The sequence below is a fragment of the Pseudomonas sp. genome (assembly GCF_048269965.1).
Lineage (GTDB): Bacteria > Pseudomonadota > Gammaproteobacteria > Pseudomonadales > Pseudomonadaceae > Aquipseudomonas.
Window position 1 is genome coordinate 176,939 of sequence record NZ_JBLWTV010000001.1, and the last position, 21,126, is coordinate 198,064.

The window sequence follows — 21,126 nt, forward strand, 5'->3', positions numbered from 1 at the left end:
GCGGCGACGGATGAAGGTGGCGGGCCATCAACAGGATCATGATCGGTCCGCCGGCACAGAGCGCGCATTATTCTCCGCTGGCGTGCTCAGGCCAACCCTGACAACGAGCCGCTGAGGAAATTCGCTGGCCTCGCCTAAGTTCTTGCTGCGGCGATAAATTTTTTTGCGAAGAGGGCTTGCCAAGGTTGGGATCGCTCTCTAGAATGCGCCCCACTTCGAGAGTGAAGGGTGATTAGCTCAGCCGGGAGAGCATCTGCCTTACAAGCAGAGGGTCGGCGGTTCGATCCCGTCATCACCCACCAATCTCGCAGTTACGCGCAGCGGTAGTTCAGTCGGTTAGAATACCGGCCTGTCACGCCGGGGGTCGCGGGTTCGAGTCCCGTCCGCTGCGCCATTCTTCTTCTCGCTTCATCCCCTCCTGTGACAAGCCTTCGGCATCCGCCGAAATCTTCGAAAAAATCCTTTGTTTGCTTGAACTTATGCGCATTGCTCGGCTCCTATGCCGTAGCCAGTGATTGCGGCGTACTGCTAAGCTCGCGCTTTCACACGACGGCCTTCGGGCGCATCTACAAGGAACAAGCATGAAACAGCATCGTTTGGCGGCAGCGGTTGCCCTGGTGGGCCTGGTGCTTGCCGGTTGCGATTCGCAGACCAGCGAAGTCGAACTCAAGAGCCCGGCGCAGAAAGCCTCCTACGGCATTGGCCTGAACATGGGGCGCAGTCTGTCCGAGGAAGGCATGGATGACCTGGATTCCAAGGCCGTCGCTCAGGGTATCGAGGACGCGCTGGCGAAGAAGGAGCCGCGGATCAAGGACGAAGACATGGTCGAGGCCTTCTCCTTCCTGCAAAACCGTGCTGAAGAGCGCATGACGGCGCTGAACAAGGAGGCCGCTGAAGCCGGCAAGAAGTTCCTTGAAGAGAACGGCAAGCGTGAAGGCGTGGTGACTACCGCTTCCGGTCTGCAATATGAAGTGATCAAGAAGGCCGACGGCGCACAGCCGAAGGAAAGCGACGTGGTGACCGTTCACTATGAAGGCAAACTGACCGATGGCAGCGTGTTCGACAGCTCTGTCGCGCGTGGCAGTCCCATCGATCTGCCGGTCGGCGGCGTGATCCCGGGTTGGGTCGAAGGTCTGCAGCTGATGCACGTCGGTGAGAAGTACAAGCTGTACATCCCCAGCGAGCTGGCTTATGGCGAGCAGAGCCCGTCACCGGCGATCCCGGCCAACTCGGTACTGGTGTTCGATCTGGAGCTGATCGCCATCAAGGATCAGGCAGCCGAGCCGACCGAGCAGTAACACTCGGTACTCGTTTACAGCGCCCCGTCTTGACGGGGCGTTGTCGTTTCTGGGGTTGCAAACAAGGATGTGGAGATCAGGGTGTTACGCTTATGCACATCGCGGGAAACATTCCTAACAAGCCTGGGCTACAACTGGATCGTGCTCGTGTCAATCAGCAACTTATTGATTTTCATGGATTTTATATGCTGTATAAAAAATATCCGATCTAAGCCCAGGCCCCATGCCACGGGGCTTTGATAAGCTTGTCGAAAGACTTTGCACAGATTTATCCACAGCTTCGGTGGATAAGCGAGGCAAGCCCTGATACTGCCTGGCTTGCCGAGGAGGCCGCATGAAAACTCCCTGGAAACTGACGCGTTACCTGCCGCTGGCTGCCCGCTTTCTGCGTGACGGCCGGTTGCCGGAGTTGCTCCGCGCGCTGGCTGACAAGCGCACGCCACAAGGACAACGCTTCGCCGCTCTCAAAGAGGATCTGCGGCTGCTGCGTGCACTCAGTCTGGCCTGGTTCAAGGGTGAGTACCGGCAGATCAGCAGTCAGGCGCTGTTGATGGTGGTGGCTGCACTGCTGTACTTCATCGCTCCGCTGGATGCCGTTCCCGACTGGCTGGTCGGCGTCGGTTTCGCCGATGACCTGGCCGTGCTGGCCTGGGTAATGCGCACCTGGCATGGCGAACTCGAGGCCTTCAGGGCCTGGCGCGACCAACAAAGTCCGGAGCGTTTGGCGCTCATCGAGCACCTGCCGACAGTGGAGCGGGTCGATCCGCTGCACTCCTGACGGCTTCATCCAGCCACTGGCCGATCATGCGTTGATCGCGCAGTTCCAGCAGCAGGGCGTCCAGTCGTTCTGCAGGGATGGGCAGGTGGCGGCTGTAGGCGCAGTAGACCTGATAGCGCTGCACCACCCAGGGACTGAAGCGCAACTGCATCTGCGGATGCTGAGCGAGCTTGTAGGCCAGGTTGCGCTGCATGTCGATCACCGCGTCCAGGCGCTGCTTGTCGAGCATGTGCAGGCTGGTGTCCAGGTCGCGTACGTCTTGCCTGTCGACCCTGCCGCTGCTGAATGCGGTCATCAGGGGCTGGCTGTAGATGTAGCCGAGGCTGGTACCAAGCACCTTGCCGTAAAGGCTGGCAAGACCGGTCAGCTCTGGCTGGTCCATTCGCTGCAGCAGCACGTCCTGTTCGTCATAAAGTGCCGGTGACCAGTGATACTGTTGCGGCTGGCTGACCCATTCGGGGTTGGTGTTGCAGATCAGGTGCAGGCGGCCCTGTTGCAGGTAGGGTTCAAGCCGATTGTTGGGGGTTTCGAGAAATTCAACGGGCAGGCCGAAGCGTTTGCTTATTTCCTGGCTGACCTGATAGGCCAGCCCATGTTCCACGTGCTGTTGTTCCAGGCCCACATAGGGCATGGAGTCGGCTGGGCCGTAACCCCACATCAGGCTTTCGGCGCTACAGAAGTTGCTCAGCAACCCGAGCGACAATGCGCATGATCTTCTCAAGGCGACTCCCCACGCAGGTTTACGGGGTCGTTTCCGCACAGATACGGCTGGCGCCGCAGTGTGGGAACCGTGCTTGATGCCCCGGCAGTATAGATCACGCCCCAGGCGCCACACGCCTGTTAAGATGGCGCGTGCAAGGAAGGGGTCGAGGTCGTCGGTCCTGCTTTCCAACGGAGAGATTCATGACTGTGCAAATCATTGCCCGCGATGGCGAGCCGGAATACGCGGTGCTGCCATGGGCCGAGTATCAGGCCTTGCTGCAGGCCACAGGTCACCAGCCGGCGGCACAGAACCGCGCCGTTGAACCGCCGGTCGAGGCCAAGCGGCCAGCGCTCGACCAGCTGCGCGCGCTGCGTGAGGCCAAGGGTCTGGCGGCAGAGAGTCTGGCGCGTAGCGTCGGTATCAGCCCGCACTACCTGGCGATGATCGAGAGTGGCGAGCGCCAACCCGATGCCGCGATTCTGCGCTCGCTGGCCTGGGAACTGGGTTTGGAGGGCTGGTCTTGAGTGTACGTATCAGCCGTCAACACTGGCAGGCACTGCTGACGGAGCTTGACGACGCTCGCCGTCAGCGTCATCTGCTGACCTACCGCGCGCTGATCGAGCGTCTCGAGCTGCCAACACCTGCCATGCAGACGCTGACCGCTGCACTGGAGCATCTGGCTGCGCTGGATGCCCGTGCCGAGCGTCCGCTGCGCAGTGCGCTGGTCATCAGCCAGGGCGCCAGTCGCCTGCCGCGTACTGGATTCTTCGACTGCGTGACGAGCCTTGGACGCTTCAGCGGCGCTTCCGATGGTGTGGCGGCTGCATCCTGGCACGCTGCCGAGGTGGTCAGGGTGTTCGAGTTCGATTATCCCGCCGATGTCTAGGTGGCTCTGGCAGTTGCGTGCGCGACTGGGCTACTGGCTGGCCCGGCGCCTGTTTCATTGGCCAGCGGCGCTGCGCCAGCCCCGTTTGTGGCAATGGATGCAGGGCCAATACGGGCGTATGGCCAATCTCGGTGACAGCGCGGCGCAGAGCTTTTACGGCCATGTTCTGCTGTTCAGGGGGCAGGGGCTCGGTGCGCGCGAGGAAGGGCTGAGGTTGTTACGCCTGGCCGCCAATGGCGGTGACGGCAAGGCCGCCTATCAACTGGGCGTGCTGGCCTTGCAGGGCGATACCCGGCAGGCGCCGGATGCCTCGCAAGCAGTGCGTTGGTGGGAAATGGCCCTGGCTGCCGGCCATCCTCTGGCTGCCAGCCGTTTGAGTCAGCTCTATCGCGATGGTGCGCCCGGGCTTGACGTTGATCTGCACGTCGCCGAGCGCTACGCCTCCATGGCTGATGAGGCTACCCGCTCAGGCCGTTGAGCCTGCGAGAATATGCAGGCTGTAACCAGGCACGGCTTTGGCCTGGCGCTTGGCCTCGGAGGCCAGCTCGGCCAGGCGCGAGGCATCGAGCTGGGCGCAGTCTTGCGTTTTTACATGCACCACGCCGATCGACAGTGACAGCAGCGCATATTCCTGGCGCTGCCCGTGGCGGTTGTGGGCGATGAAGCAGCCGGCCTGCAGGTGCTCGTCACGGTAGAAGCGTCGGCACTGATTCTGGAAATCCTCGATCAGCTTGCCGAGCTTTTCGCGCCAGTCGTCTGAGCCGAGCACCAGCATGAAGTCGTCACCGCCGATATGCCCGACGAAGTCACGGGCCGGATCGACCCGATCGTTCAGGCATTGCGCCAGGCACAGCAGGACCTCATCGCCCTTGGCATAGCCGTAGAGGTCGTTGAAGGGTTTGAAACTGTCCAGATCCACGTAGCACACCGCAGCTTCGCGCTGCTGCTGCAGCAGGCGCCCAAGGCATTGCTGGATCGGTACGTTGCCGGGCAGCAACGTAAGCGGATTGGCGTGACGGGCCTGCTGCAGCTTCTGCTCGGTGATCAGCTTGAGCACGTCGATGACCCTGCCCAGGCCCAGGTAACGTCCACCCTGGATGATGATGAAGTCTTCTTCGATGCGCTGGCGCGCACGGCTGGTGAGCAGGCGACTGACCTTCTGCAGTGACTGGGTCAGTTCCACGGCGAGAAAGTCCTGACTCATCAGGCGGCTGATGGGTTTGCGCGCGAACAGATCGGTGGCGAAGGGCTTGAGCAGCGCTTCGGACAGCGAATGGCGGTGGACGATACCCACCGGGCGGCTTTGCGCATCCAATACGGCCAGCGAGTTCAGGTTGGCCTGAGCGCGAAATACGTCCAGCACTTCGGCGATGGCCGTGTGCTGATCGACCGCGGGTTGGTCGTTGAGCAGGGCGCTGAGGTCATGGTTGTCTTCATTGAGGCTGATCTGATTGCTCAGGACCTGGGGCAGCAACTGGCGGGCATCGCGCGGCGGTTTTTCCTGCGGCCTGCTGAGCAGGTAGCCCTGCACCAGGTCGACCCCCATCTCCGCCAGCACGGCCAGCTCTTCGGGCAGTTCGATGCCTTCGGCTATCACTTGAGCCCGCGAGGCTTCGGCCATCTTCAGGATCGAGCCGACGAACTCGCGTTTCACCCCATCCTGATGGATGCCGTCGATGAAATGGCGGTCGATCTTCACGTAGTCCGGGCGCAGTTCCGACCACAGGCGCAGGCTGGAATAGCCCGCGCCGAGGTCATCCAGGGCAATGGAAAAGCCCATGGCGCGATAGTGATGCAGCGCATTGTCGAGCAGGGCGAAGTCTTCAGTGGGCGATTGTTCGGTGAGTTCGATCACCACCTGGCTCGGTGGGATACCGTAAGCCTGCAGCAGTTTTAGGGTACGCCCCGGTTGGTGGCTGGGGTCCAGCAGCGACTCCGGCGAGACGTTGAGAAACAGTTTGCCCTCCAGCCCCATTGAGCTGAAGCCCTTGCAGGCGCTCTTGCGGCACGCCATTTCCAGCTCGCTCAGACGTCCTGCGTGACGGGCGACGGCGAACAGCGTCAACGGCGAGTGCAGTGGACTGTTGGAGGGGCCACGGGTCAGTGCCTCATAGCCGAGAATGCGCTGTTCGGACAGCGAGACGATAGGCTGGAACAGGCTGCTGAGGTCGCCGTGAGCGAGGATGTTTCCCAGTGCGCTCAACTGCTCGGTGACGGTCATGATTTGCTCGATCTGCCGGAAACGAAAGGGCCGGCTTATGGCCGGCCCTTTATTTCACGACAGTTCGATGACGATTTGATGACGCTCGATGAGTCGTCTCAATGCAGCGCCAGCGAGGGGTTCAGGCCCAGGTAGTCGAGCAGGATGCGTCCGCTTTCTGCCAGGTAGGCGTCGTCTTCCGGTGTGCTCTTCTCATCGGCGACGGGCAGTGCGTCCTCGTCTTCTTTTTCCAGCTCCTTGAGCGGCTCCTCGCCTTTGGCCTGGCGGCGGCTGTTCTCCAGTGCCAGTTGCTTGGCTTCGACCTCGGCCTGGCGCGCCCGACGGGTCTGCTCGTTGAGGCTGACAGTGGTTTCCGCCATCAGCTTCTTGGCCAGGGTCAGGCGGTCGCGAGTGAAGACGAAATCCGGGTCCTTGGCCGTGCGCAGGTCATGACGGGTCTTGAGTTCGGTCAGGAACGGCTTGATCGGGTCCAGTTCGGGAGTGATCGCCGGGCGGATGCTGTCCCAGGGCAGGGCTGCAGGCAGCGCGCTTTCGCCGATGTCCTTGGTGTCCATCACGTCCGGGTAGGTGATGTCGGGAATCACGCCCTGATGCTGAGTGCTCTGGCCGGAAACGCGATAGAACTTGGCCAGGGTCAGTTTCAATTCGCCATGGTTGAGCGGCTGGATGGTTTGCACCGTGCCCTTGCCGAAGGTCTGGCCGCCGAGAATCAGCGCGCGGTGATAGTCCTGCATGGCACCGGCGAAAATTTCCGAGGCAGAGGCGGACAGACGGTTGACCAATACGGCCAGCGGGCCGCTGTAGTAGACGCCCTTGTTCTCGTCGGCGAGCACGTCGACACGGCCGTCGGCGTTGCGCACCAGCACGGTGGGGCCCTGTTCGATGAACAGGCTGGTCAGTTCGGTGGCTTCCTGTAGCGAACCACCGCCGTTGTTGCGCAGGTCGATGACCACGCCGTCGACCTTCTCGGCCTGCAGCTCGTCGAGCAGGCGTTTGACGTCACGGGTGGTGCTCTTGTAGTTCGGGTCGCCAGCGCGGAAGGCCTTGAAATCGAGGTAGAAGGCCGGCAGCTCGATGACGCCGAGCTTGTAGTCACGGCCCTCGTGCTTGAGTTCCAGGACCTTCTTCTTGGCCGCTTGCTCTTCCAGCTTGACCGCTTCACGGGTGATGGTGACCACCTTGCTGGTCTGGTCGCTGGGCGGATTGCTGGCCGGGATCACTTCCAGACGCACGGTGGAACCTTTCGGGCCGCGAATCAGCTTGACCACTTCGTCCAGGCGCCAACCGATGACATCGACCATTTCGTCGTTGCCCTGGGCAACGCCGACGATCTTGTCTGCCGGAGCGATCTGCTTGCTCTTTTCGGCCGGGCCGGCCGGCACCAGGCGCACCACCTTGACGTGCTCGTTGTCACTTTGCAGGACGGCACCGATGCCTTCGAGCGACAGGCTCATGTTGATGTCGAAGTTTTCCGCGTTATCCGGCGACAGATAGGTGGTGTGCGGGTCGTAGGTGGTGGCGAAGGCATTGATGTAGGCCTGGAACACGTCCTCGCCACGGGTCTGCTTGAGGCGCGTCAACTGGTTCTTGTAGCGCTTGCTCAGCAGCTCCTGGATGTCCTTGCTTTCCTTGCCGGCGATCTTCAGGCGCAGCACTTCGTCTTTGACACGCTTGCGCCACAGTTCGTCGAGTTCGGCGCGGTCTTTGGCCCAGGGTGCTTTCTCGCGGTCGACCTGCAACTGCTCGTCGACGGTGAAGTCGATCGTGTCGACGCCCTTGTCCAGCTCCGCCAGCGCGTAGTTCAGGCGCTCTTCCATGCGGGTCAGGTGGCGGCGATAGAGGGTGAACCCCGGCTCGAGGTCGCCGCTTTTCAGCAGATCATCGAATCTGCTGCGCCACTGGTTGAATTCGGCGATGTCAGACGCAGTGAAATAGCTGCGAGAGGGATCGAGCAACTTCAGGTAGTTGTCATAGATCTGAATCGAGCGCTCGTCGTTCAGCGGCGGCTTGTTGTAGTGGTGGCGGCGCAGCAACTCCACTACGTTGAGGCTGGCGATCACCTGCTCGCGGTCTGGCTGCAGATACTCCCAACTGGTCGCTGTGGTGGTCTTGGCCGCCAGCGGCAGGGCACTGAAGCCGAGTACGAGGGCGAGGGCGGTGCTTGCAAGAGAGCGCTTCATGCTGATTCGACGTAGTGGCAGTTGATAACGCATATTAGGCCGTATTTGAGGGCGCCAGGTTCCGTTGGCGCTAGGCAAAAGCCCGGCGGTCTGCGCTGGGCTCGGTTCACTTGCACTATGGAGGCAGCATGAAGGCATTGCAAGGCGTCGAAGGGCGTGCGGAGTGGCTGGAACAACCGGCGCAGACCTGTGACGCGGGGCAGATTCGGGTCAAGGTGGCTGCAGCGGGGCTCAACCGGGCTGACCTGTTGCAGCGCGCCGGGCTCTATCCGCCGCCGCCGGGTGCGAGCCAGGCACTGGGCCTGGAGTGCGCCGGGGTGGTGGTCGAAGTGGGCGCCGGGAGTGCCTGGCAGGTGGGGGATCGCGTCTGCTGTCTGCTCGCGGGTGGCGGCATGGCCGAGGAGGTGGTGCTCGATGCTCGCCACGCCATGCCGGTGCCGGAGGGTCTGAGCCTGGTAGAGGCCGCTGTGGTGCCCGAGGTATACGCCACCGCCTGGCTCAATCTGTTCCAGCTCGGGGCCCTGCGTCCCGGCGAGAAAGTCCTGCTGCATGCCGGCGCCAGCGGTGTCGGCTCGGCCGCCATCCAGCTGTGCAAGGCATTCGGCAGCCCTTGCTGGGTCAGCGTTGGCTCGCCAGAGCGGTTGGCCTACTGCGAAGCGCTCGGTGCCCAGGGGGGTGCCCTGCGCGGTGAAGATCTGCAAGCGCTGCGTGATTTCGGACCGTTCGATGTGATCCTCGATCCGGTTGGCGGGCAGTACGCGGCGCTGAACCTGGAATTGCTGGCCCGTGATGGTCGCTGGATCAATATTGGTTTGATGGGCGGCCGTGAGGCCACCCTGGACCTGGCTCAGGTGCTGGGCAAGCGCGTTCAACTGATCGGCTCGACCCTGCGCAATCGCGACGACTCGTTCAAGGCCGACCTGTTGCACGATCTGCAGCAGCAGGTCTGGCCGCTGTTTGCCGAGGGGAGGTTAAAGCCGCAACTCGAGCGCAGTTTTGCCCTCAAAGACAGCGAAGTGGCATTCGAGACACTCGCCGGTAATCAGGTTGCGGGTAAAATCGCGCTGCTTATCGATCCCGATCTTGTCTGAGCGAGAGCTCCAGCAGGCCGTTGAAAAACGTAGGCGAGGCAGCCAGTGCAATATCGATGGCGGCCCCACAAAAACAGGCGAAAAAGCGGAGTTTACGAGTTGTAAATGAGCATTTTGAGCTTGTTTTTAACGCAGCAATGGCAACGCAGGTAGTTTTTCAACAGCCTGCTAGCCCGCGTCTGGTGCGGGCTTTGTCAACGATTGGCTCATTCAATCAATATCATGGCCGTAATCAATAAGCTTTTTTTCGTTAGGTCGCTAAGATACGTCCTGTAGATTTCAAACCCTCACGCAAACCTCAGAAGGAGTCAGAGATGTCCCTCATCAACACTCAGGTACAACCGTTCAAGGTCAACGCTTTCCACGCTGGCGAGTTCGTCGAGCTCACCGAGCAGAGCCTGAAGGGCAAGTGGTCGGTACTGATCTTCATGCCGGCTGCCTTCACCTTCAACTGCCCGACCGAAATCGAAGACGCTGCCAATAACTACGCCGAGTTCCAGAAGGCTGGTGCCGAGGTCTACATCGTGACCACCGACACCCACTTCTCGCACAAGGTATGGCACGAAACTTCGCCGGCCGTTGGCAAGGCACAGTTCCCGCTGATCGGCGACCCGACCCACCAGCTGACCAACGCTTTCGGCGTGCACATCGCTGAAGAAGGTCTGGCGCTGCGTGGCACCTTCGTGATCAACCCGGAAGGCGTGATCAAGACCGTCGAGATCCACTCCAACGAAATCGCTCGCGACGTTTCCGAGACTCTGCGCAAGCTGAAGGCCGCTCAGTACACCGCCGCTAACCCGGGTCAGGTTTGCCCGGCCAAGTGGAAAGAAGGCGAAGCCACTCTGGCTCCTTCGCTGGATCTGGTTGGCAAGATCTAAAAACGGTTTCAGGGCTGCTGCGTTCGGCTAGGCAGCGCTCACTCAGATTTGCCTGGCCGTCGCTCGCGACGCTCTGAAATCCGTTTTGCAATTGCTGCCTGCGCTGTTTGGGCCATTAACCGGCCCTTGTGGTGCCCGATGCCCGGGCGCGATCCGTCCGGGCATTTTATTGCCCGAATTTTCGTATTTGAGGAATTTCCGCCATGTTGGACGCCAATCTTAAAGCCCAGTTGAAGGCCTACCTGGAGAAGGTCACCCTGCCGTTCGAGATCGTTGCGTCCCTCGATGACAGCGCGAAATCTCAGGAGCTGCTGGGCCTGCTTCAGGACATCGTCGGCCTGACCGACAAGATCACGCTCAAGACCGACGGCAGCGATGCCCGCCGTCCGTCGTTTGCCCTGAACCGTCCGGGTGAAGACACCGGCGTTGCCTTCGCCGGTATCCCCATGGGCCACGAGTTCACCTCGCTGGTGCTGGCGCTGCTGCAGGTGGGCGGTCATCCGTCGAAGCTGGACGCCGACACCATCGCGCAGATCAAGAGCATCGAAGGCACGTTCGCGTTCGAGACCTACTTCTCGCTGTCCTGCCAGAACTGCCCGGACGTGGTCCAGGCGCTGAACCTGATGGCCGTGCTCAACCCCAATATCCGCAACGTCTCCATCGACGGTGCGCTGTTCCAGGAAGAAGTCGAGCGGCGCCAGATCATGGCTGTGCCGAGCATCTACCTGAACGGTGAGGTCTTCGCTTCCGGTCGCATGGAAGTGAAGGAAATCCTCGCCAAGATCGACACCGGCGCTGCCAACCGCGACGCCGAGAAGATGAGCGCCAAGGACGCCTTCGATGTACTGGTAGTCGGTGGTGGTCCGGCCGGTGCTGCGGCTGCCATCTACGCCGCGCGCAAAGGCATCCGCACTGCCATTGCCGCCGAGCGCTTCGGTGGTCAGGTGCTCGATACCATGGCCATCGAGAACTTCATCTCGGTCAAGGAAACCGAAGGCCCGAAACTGGTGCGCGCACTGGAAGAGCACGTCAAGGAATACGAAGTCGACGTGATGAACCTGCAGCGTGCCTCGGCTCTGGTACCGGCCAGCAGCGAAGGCGGCCTGCACGAAGTGAAGTTCGAGAACGGCGCGTCGCTCAAGGCCAAGACCGTGATCCTCTCCACCGGCGCACGCTGGCGCGAGATGGGTGTGCCCGGCGAGCAGGAATACAAGGCCAAGGGTGTGTGCTTCTGCCCGCACTGCGACGGCCCGTTGTTCAAGGGCAAGCGCGTGGCAGTGATCGGCGGCGGTAACTCCGGCGTCGAGGCGGCCATCGACCTGGCCGGTATCGTCGCTCACGTGACCCTGCTGGAGTTTGCCGACACCCTGCGTGCCGATGCCGTACTGCAGAAGAAGCTGCTCAGCCTGCCCAACGTGACCGTGATCAAGAGCGCGCAGACCACCGAGGTCAAGGGCGATGGTCAGAAAGTCACCGGCCTGGTGTACAAGGACCGCACCACCGAGGAGCTGCACAGCGTCGAGCTGGAAGGCATCTTCGTGCAGATCGGCCTGTTGCCCAACAGCGACTGGCTCAAGGGCAGCGTGGAGCTCAACCGCTTCGGCGAGATCATCGTCGATGCCAAGGGCGCGACCAACATCCCTGGCGTGTTCGCGGCAGGTGACGTGACCACCGTGCCGTACAAGCAGATCGTCATCGCCATGGGCGAAGGTTCGAAGGCCTCGCTGAGCGCCTTCGACCACCTGATCCGCCATAGCTGATCGCCGCCACGTTGAAAAAAAGGCCACCCCTCGGGGTGGCCTTTTCGTTTTGGCGGGGCAGGTGCCAATGACCCTGCGGGGCTCCGGGGCGACCGCTCAACAAATCCCTGGTACGCATACGAATCGTACTCGAATACATACGAATCCTGCTTCAACCCCGATTGTTCGAGCCTATCTCTCGCTCGAGAATTGTTCTCAGTGAAACACTCGGGAATACGAAGATGAGACTTCCTCCTTTGGTTGAGCCGGTTGCGACGCTGAGCAAGCATGAAATCACGCGCTACAGCCGTCACCTGTTGATTCCTGACGTTGGCGTGGATGGTCAGCGCCGCCTCAAGACGGTCAGGGTACTGGTCATTGGCGCAGGAGGGCTGGGCTCGCCAGCCTTGCTTTACCTGGCCGCTGCGGGAGTGGGCACGCTGGGGCTCATCGACTTCGATGTGGTCGATGAATCCAACCTGCAGCGTCAGGTGATTCACAGAGTGTCCAGCGTAGGCCACTTGAAGGTGGAAAGTGCTGCGCAGGCGATTCGTCAGCTCAATCCCTACGTGAATCTGAAGCTGCACAGCGAGCGCCTCGAGCCGGAAATGGCCGTGCAACTCTTCGCGCAGTACGACCTGATCCTCGACGGCACCGACAACTTCGCTACCCGCTACCTGGTCAACGACGCCTGTGTGCTGGCTGGCAAGCCCTATGTCTGGGGGTCGATCTTTCGCTTCGAGGGACAGGCTTCGGTGTTCTGGGAGGATGCGCCGGGTGGCGCCGGTCTCAATTACCGTGATCTCTACCCTGAGCCGCCACCGCCGGACCTGGCGCCATCCTGCTCCGAGGGTGGGGTGCTGGGCGTTCTCTGCGCCGCCATTGGCTCGATCATGGCCACTGAGGCGATAAAGCTGATCACCGGTATCGGCGAGACGCTGCTCGGCCGGCTGATGATCTACGACGCGCTGGACATGACCTACCGGCAGGTCGCCCTGCGCCGCGCCCCCCGGTCGCAAGCCGATCACCGGGCTGAGCGACTATCAGGCTTTCTGCGGACTGAATCGTCCCCACGGCATGGCGGAGTCGGACATTCCATCGATCAGCGCCGTTGAGCTGAAGGCACTGCGTGACAACGCGGCATTGCACGAGCTGATCGACGTCCGCGAACCCACGGAGTGGGACATCGTGTGCATCGACGGTGCCCATCTGATGCCCAAGGCACCCTCGCTCGCCCGCGAGATAGCTGCGCGCTTCGGCAAGGACACCCCGCTGATCCTGCACTGCAAGAGCGGGCAGCGCTCTCGGGCGGTGCTGCTGGAATTGCAAAACCTGGGCCTGGGCAATGTGCGCAATCTGGACGGCGGCATCCTCGCCTGGGTTCGCGACGTGGATACGACCTTGCCCAGCTACTGAGCACCCCCCCCCGACCATGGGAGCAAGCAGCATGCTGATTATTCTTTCCGAACTGCTCGATGCGATGCTCGCACAGGCGCATGCGGATCATCCGATTGAAACCTGCGGCGTAATCGCCGGGCCGAGTGGTTCGCGGCGGCCGAGTCGCATGATCGCCATGCGCAATGTTGCGCAGTCGACATCTTTCTTCCAGTTCGATGCGCAGGAGCAATTGTGCATCTGGCGCGAGATGGAGGCGCTCGGTGAAGAGCCGCAGGTGATCTATCACTCGCACACCGATTCGAGCAGTTACCCCAGTCGCGACGATATTCGCCTCGCGGGTGAGCCCTCGGCGCATTACGTGATTCTCAGCACCGACAAGCGCGCCGTGGTGCCGGTGCGCAGTTTTCGCATCGTCGACGGCAAGGTCACAGAAGAAAGCATTCAGGCCGTGGCGCAGTACCCCGCCGTCAAGGTCGGCTGATCCAGGCCTTTGTTTTTTCCACCTTCGTGTTTCCGTCAAACGGTTCCAAGGAGTCAGGTATGCCCGTTTCCGTATCCATTCCCACTCTGCTGCGTCCACTGACGGACAACCAGAAACGCATCGAGATCGAGGGCGCCACCGTGCGCGAACTCATCGAGAACATGGACAGGCACTACCCCGGTATCAAGGAGCGTCTGCTGCACGGCGCCGAGATGTATCGCTTCGTCAATCTGTATGTGAACGACAACGACATCCGTTTCGCTGACAACCTTGGCACGGCACTGAAAGACGGTGATGAGGTGACGATTCTGCCCGCCGTTGCGGGCGGTTGATCGTCGTTCTGCGGACGCCTTTTGCACGCTGTCGGTTGCTTGAACGTTGCATCGGCAGGCCAGGTTCAACGCAACCTCTGGTGTGAAACCTATGACTTATCCCCTGAACGACTGCACCTTATCCGGCCCCTTCGAGCATGCCGCGGCAGCCTTTGCGCCGGCACGCTCGGCCATGCTCACCCAGGCGCACGCGTTGGGCATCGGCGTCGTATCCGAGCCGGGCGCATACCCCGATGGGCTGGTTTTTCGCTTCGCGGCTCCGGGGCTTTCACCTATCGTCGGCCGTCTGCTGGGCTGGGCTGACGGTCGTCCCGAAGGTGCCAGTGAATTGACCGTGCAGGCCGCTTCCGGGCTGATGGCCGTGCATGGACGCGCAAGTGGTGGCGCGTGCCCGCTGGGTGTGGACTATGTCTCCACCCTGGCCGCCAGCCTGAGTCTGCAGGGTCTGTTTGCCGCCGCCATTGGTCAGATGCGTGGCTGTACCAGCAGACAGATGGATGTGACGCTGGCCGGTGCCGCAGGGTTAGCCATCGGTCAGTACCTGGCCGGTGCCACAGCACCGGAGGGTGCCGAGCGGCTGTTGCCCGGCTGTGTCTCGGCGCAAGAACGTCCGCCATTTACCTCCGTCGATGCGGTGGTGTTCGAGCTGGAAACGCTTGACGCCGAACCCTGGCGCCGCTTCTGGAGCGGCCTGGGTATTTCTGGAGAACTGGCTGGCAAAGGCTGGAATGCTTTTCTGCTGCGCTACGCCAAAGCGGTTGCGCCGATGCCGATGGAGTTGATGCAGGCGCTGTCGAAGCTGTCCTACGCCGATATTCTCGAGCGCTGCGTCGAGGCCGGGCTGTCGGTGTGTCCGCTGCGCAGTCTGCGTGAGCGCCTGCGCGACGATGATCTGCCGCAGTTGCTGGCGTGCGGCCCCTGGCAGTTCACGCCGGGTTGCAGCGGCTTGCCGCCGGGGCGCCCCAAAAAGCACGGCAATCTGCCCCTCAGTGGCCTGCGGGTGATCGAGTCCTGCCGACGCATCCAGGGCCCTCTGGCAGGTCATCTGCTGGCGCTGCTGGGCGCCGAGGTCATACGCATCGAACTGCCCGGCGGTGATCCGTTACGTGGCATGCCGCCCTTGGTCAATGGTTGCTCGGTGCGCTTCGATGCGCTGAATCGCCACAAGCAGACCTGCGAACTGGATATCAAATCAGCCCAGGGCCGCGCCAGTCTGCTGGAGCTGGCCAGCCAGGCCGATGTGTTTCTGCACAACTGGGCGCCAGGCAAGGCTGCCGAGCTGAAGCTGGATCACGACGATCTGGCACGGGTCAATCCGGCGCTGATCTATGCCTACGCCGGTGGCTGGGGCGAGGATCGTCGTTTGCAGGCTTGGCCCGGCACCGACTTCATGGTGCAGGCTTACTCTGGCGTCGCCCACCTGATTGCCCGTCAGTCGGCCAGTGCAGGCGGGTCGCTGTTTACCGTGCTGGATGTGCTGGGTGGCGTGATTGCTGCGCAGGGCATCAGTGTGGCGTTGCTCAACCGTGAGCTGCGCGGCGAGGCGGGGCGAGTCGACAGCTCGCTGCTCGGCGCAGCAACCCTGCTGTGCACTCGCGAACTGGTGGCCCAGCGTGACGGCAAGGTGGCCGCCGAACCGGCGCTTTCCGGGGTTTACCCCACAGCGTCTGGGCAACTTGCCCTTGAGTGCCACAACGCAGGCGACGTCGAGCGTCTGCGCTACGCCCTGGATTGCCCGCTGGATGCGGAGCCGGCCCTGCGCGATGCGCAACTCATCGATTGCCTGGCGGCGCGCGATGCGCGTACCTGGCAAGACTTTTTGCAGGCGTTCGGCCTGGTCGCTTCTGCCGTACTTGAAGACCTGTCGAGCGCTCGCCTGGACGGGCGCATCGCGCCCTGTCTGCGCCCCGAGCGCTACACCCTGGTCAAGTCTCCCTGGAGTTTCACATGAACAATGCAGGCATTATCGATCTGGTTCCCGTGGACGTTCGCCGCAAGTGGGCAGACGATGGCACCTACCCGAACCAGTCCGTGTTTCAACTGTTTCGGCAGAACGCCGAGCGCCATCCCGAAAAGCTCGCCGTACTGTCGCCGGAGCAGGACGTCAGTTACCGCGAACTGCTCGATCGCGCGTTACGCCTTGCAGCCGGCTTTCGCGCGCAGGGGATCGTGCCGGGAGATGTGGTTGCCTACCAGCTCAGCAACAGTTGGTACTGCTGTGCCATCGATCTGGCTGCCGCCGCCCTCGGCGCGGTGGTGGCGCCGTTCCCGCCCGGACGTGGGCGCCTGGATATCGAATCCCTGCTGCGCCGCTGCGATGCACGGGCGGTGGTGGTGCCGGCCGAGTTCGGCGGTATCGACCTGTGCGAGCTGATCGAGTCCCTGCGTCCGACCCTGCTGTCGCTGCGCATTCTTGTCGTCGAAGGCGCGGCTCGACCTGGCTGGTCGTCCCTGCAGCAGATGATTGCGGCTGAGCCGCTGGACATCGCCACATTGCCCGTGGTCAACCCGAATTCGCCGGTGCGTCTGCTGGTGTCGTCCGGTACCGAGTCGGAACCCAAGCTGGTGGCGTATTCACACAATGCCCTGGTCGGCGGGCGTGGTCGTTTCCTCCAGCGTCTGCATGAAGATGGCAAGAGCTTTCGGGGCATGTATCTGGTTCCCCTGGGCTCGTCATTCGGTTCCTCCGCCACCTTCGGCATCCTGTCCTGGCTCGGCGGCTCCATCGTGATTCTGCCGAAGTTCGACGTTGCGGCAGCGATTCGCGCCATCGAGACCCTGCGGCCCACGCACATCCTGGGTGTGCCCACCATGTTCCAGCGCATCGCGGCCGATCCGCTGCTGGCCGAGGTGGACACCTCCAGCCTGATCGGCCTAATCAGCGGCGGTTCGCTGATCGATGAAACCAGCGTACGCCGCTGCGTCGAGGCGTTCGGCTGTGGCTTCATCAGCCTGTATGGCTCGGCCGATGGAGTGAACTGCCACAACACCCTGGACGATCCGCTGGAGGTCGTGCTGCGCAGTGTGGGGCGGCCCAACCCGAGCGTCTGCGAAATCCGCATCGTCGACGAGCAGGGCAGCGCCCTGCCGTCGGGAGAGGTCGGTGAGATCAAGGCGCGCGGGCCGTTGAGTCCGATGCAGTACGTCAACGCACCGGAACTCGACGCCCGTTATCGCGATGCCGAAGGCTGGGTGTGTACCGGTGATCTCGGTTACATCGACCGAGAGGGTTATCTGGTACTGGCTGGACGCAAGAAGGACATCATCATCCGTGGCGGGCAGAACGTCAGTCCGGTGCAGATCGAAATGCTCGCCACCGGCCACCCCGACGTGGTCTGTGCGGCCTGTGTGCCGGTGCCCGACCCTGACCTTGGCCAGCGTGTGTGCATCTGCGTGACCCTGCGCCAGGGTGCGTCGCGCCTCTCCCTTGCCGAGCTGACCGATTACCTGCGACAGCAAGGCCTGGAGGTGAACAAGCTGCCCGAGTACCTGCGTTTCTACCGGCAACTGCCACTGAGTCCGGCCGGCAAGGTGGACAAGAAAGCACTGGCTGCCGAAGTCGCGTTTCTTGAAAGCGGTGCAGGCATTGCCTGCTGAGGACCTGTATATGAACCTGACAGTGCAATCCCCCATCGCGCTGGATGCACAGGCACTGGCGAAGCGGGTCCGGGCGTTCGTCGACGAGCGTATCGTGCCCCGCGAAGCCGAACTGGCCGGCCCGCGCGCCAGTGCTCTGGCGTGCCAGGACGAACTGAGCGCTGCAGCCCGCGAACAGGGGCTTTGGGGGTCGTTCTACCCCGGCCGTCTCAGCAGCCTCGAAGCATACCTGGCGGTGGCCGAGCAGGAAGGACGCTCCGAGTATGGCGGGGCAATCTTCGGCACGGAGCTTGCCCTCGACACGCACATGCTGACACGCCACGGCGGTGCACATATCCGCAACGCCTTCCTCGTGCCGCTGCTTGCCGCAGAAGCGGTGTCCGCCTATGGCATGTCCGAACCCGAGAGCATCGGCTCGATCCCTGCGACCATCACCACCACGGCCACTCTGGAGGGCGAGCATTGGCGCCTGGATGGGCGCAAGTGGTTCATCTGCCGGGCCGACCGTGCCTCCTTCGTCACTGTCGTGGCGCGCACCGAAGGCGCCGGCGTAGACGGGGCGCTGTCGATGATCCTGGTGCCCACCGATGCGCCGGGCTTTGCCATCGCCCGTCAGGTGGACATCCTCGGCCGCTTCCAGGGCCAGTGCGAGGTTGTCTTCGACGCTGTGCGCGTGCCCCGCGACAACCTGCTCGGGCAATCCGGCGCCGGGCTGGCGCTGATGCATGAACGCCTCGGTCTTGGTCGTCTGCTGCGTGCCGTGCACTGGCTGGGGCTGGCGCAGCGCAGCTTCGACCTGATGTGCACGCGCATCCGCTCGGCGCGTGGTGAGCTGGCGCGCTTGGGCGACAAGCAATTGGTACGCCTGCGCGTGTTCGAGGCTTATCAGGCGATTGCCAGCGCGCGCTGTCTGCTGCGCGATGCCGCGCGCAAGTTCGACGCGGGGGTGGCGAACAGCATCGAGGTCAATCTGGCCAAGATCGCCGCATCTCAGGCGCTCAGTCGGGCGGTGGATTCGGCGATTCAGATATACGGCGCTGAAGGACTGAGCAGCCTGACGCCGCTGTCGGGCATCTACCGGGTGGCACGCGGCACACACATTCTCGATGGTGCCGACGATGCCCTGATCAGTGCGACAGGCCGTCGCCTGCTGGAGGCCTATGAGCATGCCGATGGCCTGAATTTCGACTGGCCTTCGCAGGTTGTCGCTCCTGCGCCGCAACAATGAGGTGATGCCATGACGCCGACTGTTTCCCCGCCGCCGGCCGACAGCCTGCTGGTGGCCGGGATGCTGCGCGCCGTGCTGGCTGGCGCAATGGCACTGCCGATGCTGATCTTCTATGCCATCGGCACCCTCGGCCCGTTCCTCGTGGCGGATTTTGGCGTAGCGCCGGCCTGGCTCGGCTACCTGACCATGAGCGCCTTTGGTTTCGCCGCGCTGCTGTCCCTGTGGGCCGGTCCTCTGGTCAATCGTCTGGGTTCCCGGCGTGCCCTGCTGCTGCTGTTTCTGGTGACAGCCCTGGCCTACGGTCTGATGGGTATGGCGCCCGGTTTCGCCTGGTTGGTGCTGGCAATGGCGGTGTGCGGCATTGCCCAGGCGCTTTGCAATCCGGCGACCAATCTGCTGATTGCCGAACGGGTGGCGCCGCAAAAAAAAGCCGCGGTGATGGGGCTGAAACAGTCAGGGGTGCAGGTCGCTGCGTTGTTTGCCGGGCTGCTGTTGCCGGGCATTGCCCTGCAGTTCGGCTGGCGCGCGGCGCTGTTGCTGCTGGTGCCGGTGAGCCTGCTGCTGGCACTGAGCGCGCCGCGTATCGCACCGCGACCGGCAGCCGGCAAGTCGGCAGGTTTCGGCCTGATCCGGCCAAGCCGAGCGTTGGCGTTGTTGATGACGATTCAGCTATGTGTCGGTGTGGCTTTATCGGCCTACATCACCTTTCTGGGCGTCTTCGCCGCCGGGCAGGGCATGTCTGCGCTGCTGGCTGGCAGCCTGGTAGGCGTGTTTGGTGTGATGGGCATTCTCGCCCGTGTGTTGCTCACCCCGATCAGCGGGCGGATGCGCGACGAGTCCTGGCTGTTGTCGATCCTGCTGGCCCTGGCTGCCTGCGCCGTCGCTGTCACTGCGCAGGCAACGCCAGCGCGGCACTGGACGTTGTGGGCCGGCACCATCGGCATCGGTCTGACAGCGGTGGCCACCAATGCCATTGCGATGAGCATGTTGCTGCGTGACCGCGCATTCGGTCAGCCCGCCAATGCTTCGGGCATGCTCTCGGTGGGGTTCTTCTCCGGTTTCGCCCTTGGCCCGCCGGGTTTCGGCGCATTGTCAGGCGGACCCTGGGGCTTTGCTGGCGCCTGGAACGCTTTGATCGGCGTGCTGGCACTGGGCTGTCTGCTGGCACTCTGGCTGGCGCGGGTGCGGCGTGGGATGGTCCTTGATGCCGCCCGTTCCGTGGAGGCGCGATGAGTGAGTTGATGGCGTTGCAGCGTACAGCGGCCATCGATGCGTTGCTGCTGCGTCTGGAGGTGATCGAGCACCTTTGTGGCGAGGATTTTCCGCTGTACTCGCCGGGCCTGGAGGATCGTTGGACGGTTTCCAGGGGCGGTTCCTGGCTTGGCGGATTCTGGGCCGGATTGTGGTGGTTGCGAGCGCGGGTCAGCGGCGCTTCTGCCGACCGTCACAAGGCGGCGCGAATCAGCCAGCGCCTGACCGGCAAGATGGCGGCGCCGACCATCAACCGCAGCATGATCTTCTGGTACGGCCTGGCGCCCGGTGCGCTCTGGTTCGATGATGTGCCGTGCCGGCTGATGCTGGATCAGGCAGGTGCGGCACTGGCGATATCCTTCAGTCGCACGCTGGGGTGCATTCCCCTGGGTCGCGACATGGGCGGCGGCCCGCAAGGGGATCAGCGTATCGTCATCGATACCCTGGCGCCGGCCCTGCGCTTGCTGGACAGGCACCCGCTGGACAGCGTGCGCGAACTTGCCGCTCAGCACCTGCAAGGAACCTTGGCTGCCTGTGGCACCTGGCGCGGCGCCTATTGCGCCAGCGTGCAGTACTGTCAGCAGCGCGTGGTCGTGCAGGAGCAGGCCGGCTGCTGGTCACGTGGCCAGGCTTGGGCGATGCTCGGGCTGGCTCAGGCCGCCGGGCTCTATGGTCAGCCGTTTACCGATCTGGCGCAGCGCGCCTGTGACTACTGGTTGGAAACGCGGCGCGAAGCACTGCCGGCGAACCATCTGCAACACCCTGATGCGGGGGACGACCCCTGCGCAGCCGTGATCGCGGCCCTGGCCATGCTCGGGCTAGACAGCCTGCCGGGGCAGAGCATGCCCTGGCGCGAACACGCCGAAGGCTTGCTGGCCGCTGTGGTGCACAGCCAGCATGTCGAACTTGGCGGCGCGACACCGGGCCTGTTCGGCGGTATGCGCTACCGTACCGGCGAGGGCGATGTGCTGGTCGAATCGGCGTGTTCCAGCTTCTTCCTGCTGCTTGCGTTACTGGTACTGGACGGTCGTATCAACGCTTTGGATTGCTGATCGTGCCGCGTGA

The 21,126-nt window shown here is 62.8% G+C and carries 18 protein-coding genes, 2 tRNA genes and 1 pseudogene; 18 read left to right on the forward strand and 3 right to left on the reverse strand.

Translation table 11 applies throughout. The features are described from left to right. Nucleotides 1-226 precede the first annotated feature (226 nt). The 4 genes from ACN0X6_RS00850 (at nt 227) to ACN0X6_RS00865 (ending at nt 2,076) form a co-directional block, all read left to right on the forward strand. A tRNA-Val gene (locus ACN0X6_RS00850) sits at nt 227-302 on the forward strand. Between the two features lie 15 nt (nt 303-317). Further along, nucleotides 318-394, forward strand: a tRNA-Asp gene (locus tag ACN0X6_RS00855). A gap of 187 nt (nt 395-581) precedes the next feature. Continuing rightward, the gene (locus ACN0X6_RS00860; protein WP_417701301.1) at nt 582-1,298 is read left to right on the forward strand and encodes an FKBP-type peptidyl-prolyl cis-trans isomerase; all 717 of its coding nucleotides are present in this window, start codon (nt 582-584) and stop codon (nt 1,296-1,298) included. Nucleotides 1,299-1,632: 334 nt separating this feature from the next. After that, nucleotides 1,633-2,076 carry a YkvA family protein gene (locus tag ACN0X6_RS00865; protein ID WP_417701303.1) on the forward strand — a complete coding sequence of 148 codons (444 nt, stop codon included), beginning with the start codon at nt 1,633-1,635 and terminating at the stop codon, nt 2,074-2,076. On the opposite strand, the gene ACN0X6_RS00870 is transcribed toward ACN0X6_RS00865, so the two are convergent. Beyond that, nucleotides 2,027-2,797, reverse strand: a complete 771-nt coding sequence (locus ACN0X6_RS00870) for a substrate-binding periplasmic protein (protein WP_417701304.1) — start codon at nt 2,795-2,797, stop codon at nt 2,027-2,029. The two genes, ACN0X6_RS00865 and ACN0X6_RS00870, sit on opposite strands and share 50 nt — an antisense overlap. A gap of 182 nt (nt 2,798-2,979) precedes the next feature. On the opposite strand from ACN0X6_RS00870, the gene ACN0X6_RS00875 reads away from it, so the two are divergent. From ACN0X6_RS00875 to ACN0X6_RS00885, 3 genes are read left to right on the forward strand one after another with little or no spacing between them, the layout of a single operon-like run. Then, on the forward strand, nt 2,980-3,303 hold the full coding sequence (locus ACN0X6_RS00875) for a helix-turn-helix domain-containing protein (protein ID WP_417701306.1): 324 nt from the start codon (nt 2,980-2,982) through the stop codon (nt 3,301-3,303). Next, a complete protein-coding gene (locus ACN0X6_RS00880) occupies nt 3,300-3,665 on the forward strand; it encodes a hypothetical protein (RefSeq protein WP_192983598.1) in 366 nt (121 codons plus the stop codon). The genes ACN0X6_RS00875 and ACN0X6_RS00880 overlap by 4 nt, the downstream gene beginning before the upstream one ends. Further along, complete coding sequence (locus ACN0X6_RS00885; RefSeq protein WP_417701309.1) at nt 3,658-4,143, forward strand: tetratricopeptide repeat protein; 486 nt, start codon at nt 3,658-3,660, stop codon at nt 4,141-4,143. The genes ACN0X6_RS00880 and ACN0X6_RS00885 overlap by 8 nt, the downstream gene beginning before the upstream one ends. Here the strand turns inward: ACN0X6_RS00885 and ACN0X6_RS00890 are convergent. Together ACN0X6_RS00890 and ACN0X6_RS00895 are read right to left on the reverse strand one after the other, a co-directional pair. Continuing rightward, entirely contained in the window at nt 4,132-5,886 is a 1,755-nt protein-coding gene (locus tag ACN0X6_RS00890) for a bifunctional diguanylate cyclase/phosphodiesterase (protein ID WP_417701310.1), read from the reverse strand. The genes ACN0X6_RS00885 and ACN0X6_RS00890 overlap by 12 nt on opposite strands. Before the next feature lie 98 nt (nt 5,887-5,984). Next, nucleotides 5,985-8,066, reverse strand: coding sequence for a carboxy terminal-processing peptidase (locus tag ACN0X6_RS00895; RefSeq protein WP_417701312.1), 2,082 nt, complete (start codon nt 8,064-8,066; stop codon nt 5,985-5,987). A 128-nt stretch (nt 8,067-8,194) separates the two neighbouring features. Here ACN0X6_RS00895 and ACN0X6_RS00900 point away from each other — a divergent pair, with 128 nt between their 5' ends. The 11 genes and pseudogenes from ACN0X6_RS00900 (at nt 8,195) to ACN0X6_RS00950 (ending at nt 21,113) form a co-directional block, all read left to right on the forward strand. Next, complete coding sequence (locus ACN0X6_RS00900; protein ID WP_417701314.1) at nt 8,195-9,157, forward strand: NAD(P)H-quinone oxidoreductase; 963 nt, start codon at nt 8,195-8,197, stop codon at nt 9,155-9,157. 314 nt (nt 9,158-9,471) lie between these two features. After that, nucleotides 9,472-10,035, forward strand: coding sequence for an alkyl hydroperoxide reductase subunit C (gene ahpC / locus ACN0X6_RS00905; protein ID WP_160020638.1), 564 nt, complete (start codon nt 9,472-9,474; stop codon nt 10,033-10,035). A 203-nt stretch (nt 10,036-10,238) separates the two neighbouring features. Beyond that, complete coding sequence (ahpF, locus tag ACN0X6_RS00910; RefSeq protein WP_417701316.1) at nt 10,239-11,795, forward strand: alkyl hydroperoxide reductase subunit F; 1,557 nt, start codon at nt 10,239-10,241, stop codon at nt 11,793-11,795. Nucleotides 11,796-12,016: 221 nt separating this feature from the next. Next, nucleotides 12,017-13,190, forward strand: a pseudogene (gene moeB / locus ACN0X6_RS00915) (molybdopterin-synthase adenylyltransferase MoeB). A gap of 31 nt (nt 13,191-13,221) precedes the next feature. Continuing rightward, entirely contained in the window at nt 13,222-13,653 is a 432-nt protein-coding gene (locus tag ACN0X6_RS00920; protein WP_417701318.1) for a Mov34/MPN/PAD-1 family protein, read from the forward strand. 59 nt (nt 13,654-13,712) lie between these two features. Beyond that, nucleotides 13,713-13,985, forward strand: a complete 273-nt coding sequence (locus tag ACN0X6_RS00925; RefSeq protein ID WP_417701320.1) for a MoaD/ThiS family protein — start codon at nt 13,713-13,715, stop codon at nt 13,983-13,985. A gap of 91 nt (nt 13,986-14,076) precedes the next feature. Beyond that, nucleotides 14,077-15,936 (forward strand): CoA transferase, encoded by a 1,860-nt coding sequence (locus tag ACN0X6_RS00930; RefSeq protein ID WP_417701322.1) that lies wholly within the window; start codon nt 14,077-14,079, stop codon nt 15,934-15,936. Next, on the forward strand, nt 15,933-17,582 hold the full coding sequence (locus ACN0X6_RS00935) for a class I adenylate-forming enzyme family protein (protein ID WP_417701324.1): 1,650 nt from the start codon (nt 15,933-15,935) through the stop codon (nt 17,580-17,582). The genes ACN0X6_RS00930 and ACN0X6_RS00935 overlap by 4 nt, the downstream gene beginning before the upstream one ends. A 10-nt stretch (nt 17,583-17,592) precedes the next feature. Beyond that, on the forward strand, nt 17,593-18,810 hold the full coding sequence (locus tag ACN0X6_RS00940) for an acyl-CoA dehydrogenase family protein (RefSeq protein ID WP_417701326.1): 1,218 nt from the start codon (nt 17,593-17,595) through the stop codon (nt 18,808-18,810). Between the two features lie 9 nt (nt 18,811-18,819). Then, nucleotides 18,820-20,043, forward strand: a complete 1,224-nt coding sequence (locus ACN0X6_RS00945; protein ID WP_417701328.1) for a CynX/NimT family MFS transporter — start codon at nt 18,820-18,822, stop codon at nt 20,041-20,043. Next, on the forward strand, nt 20,040-21,113 hold the full coding sequence (locus tag ACN0X6_RS00950; protein ID WP_417701330.1) for a glucuronyl hydrolase: 1,074 nt from the start codon (nt 20,040-20,042) through the stop codon (nt 21,111-21,113). The genes ACN0X6_RS00945 and ACN0X6_RS00950 overlap by 4 nt, the downstream gene beginning before the upstream one ends. Nucleotides 21,114-21,126: the final 13 nt, after the last annotated feature.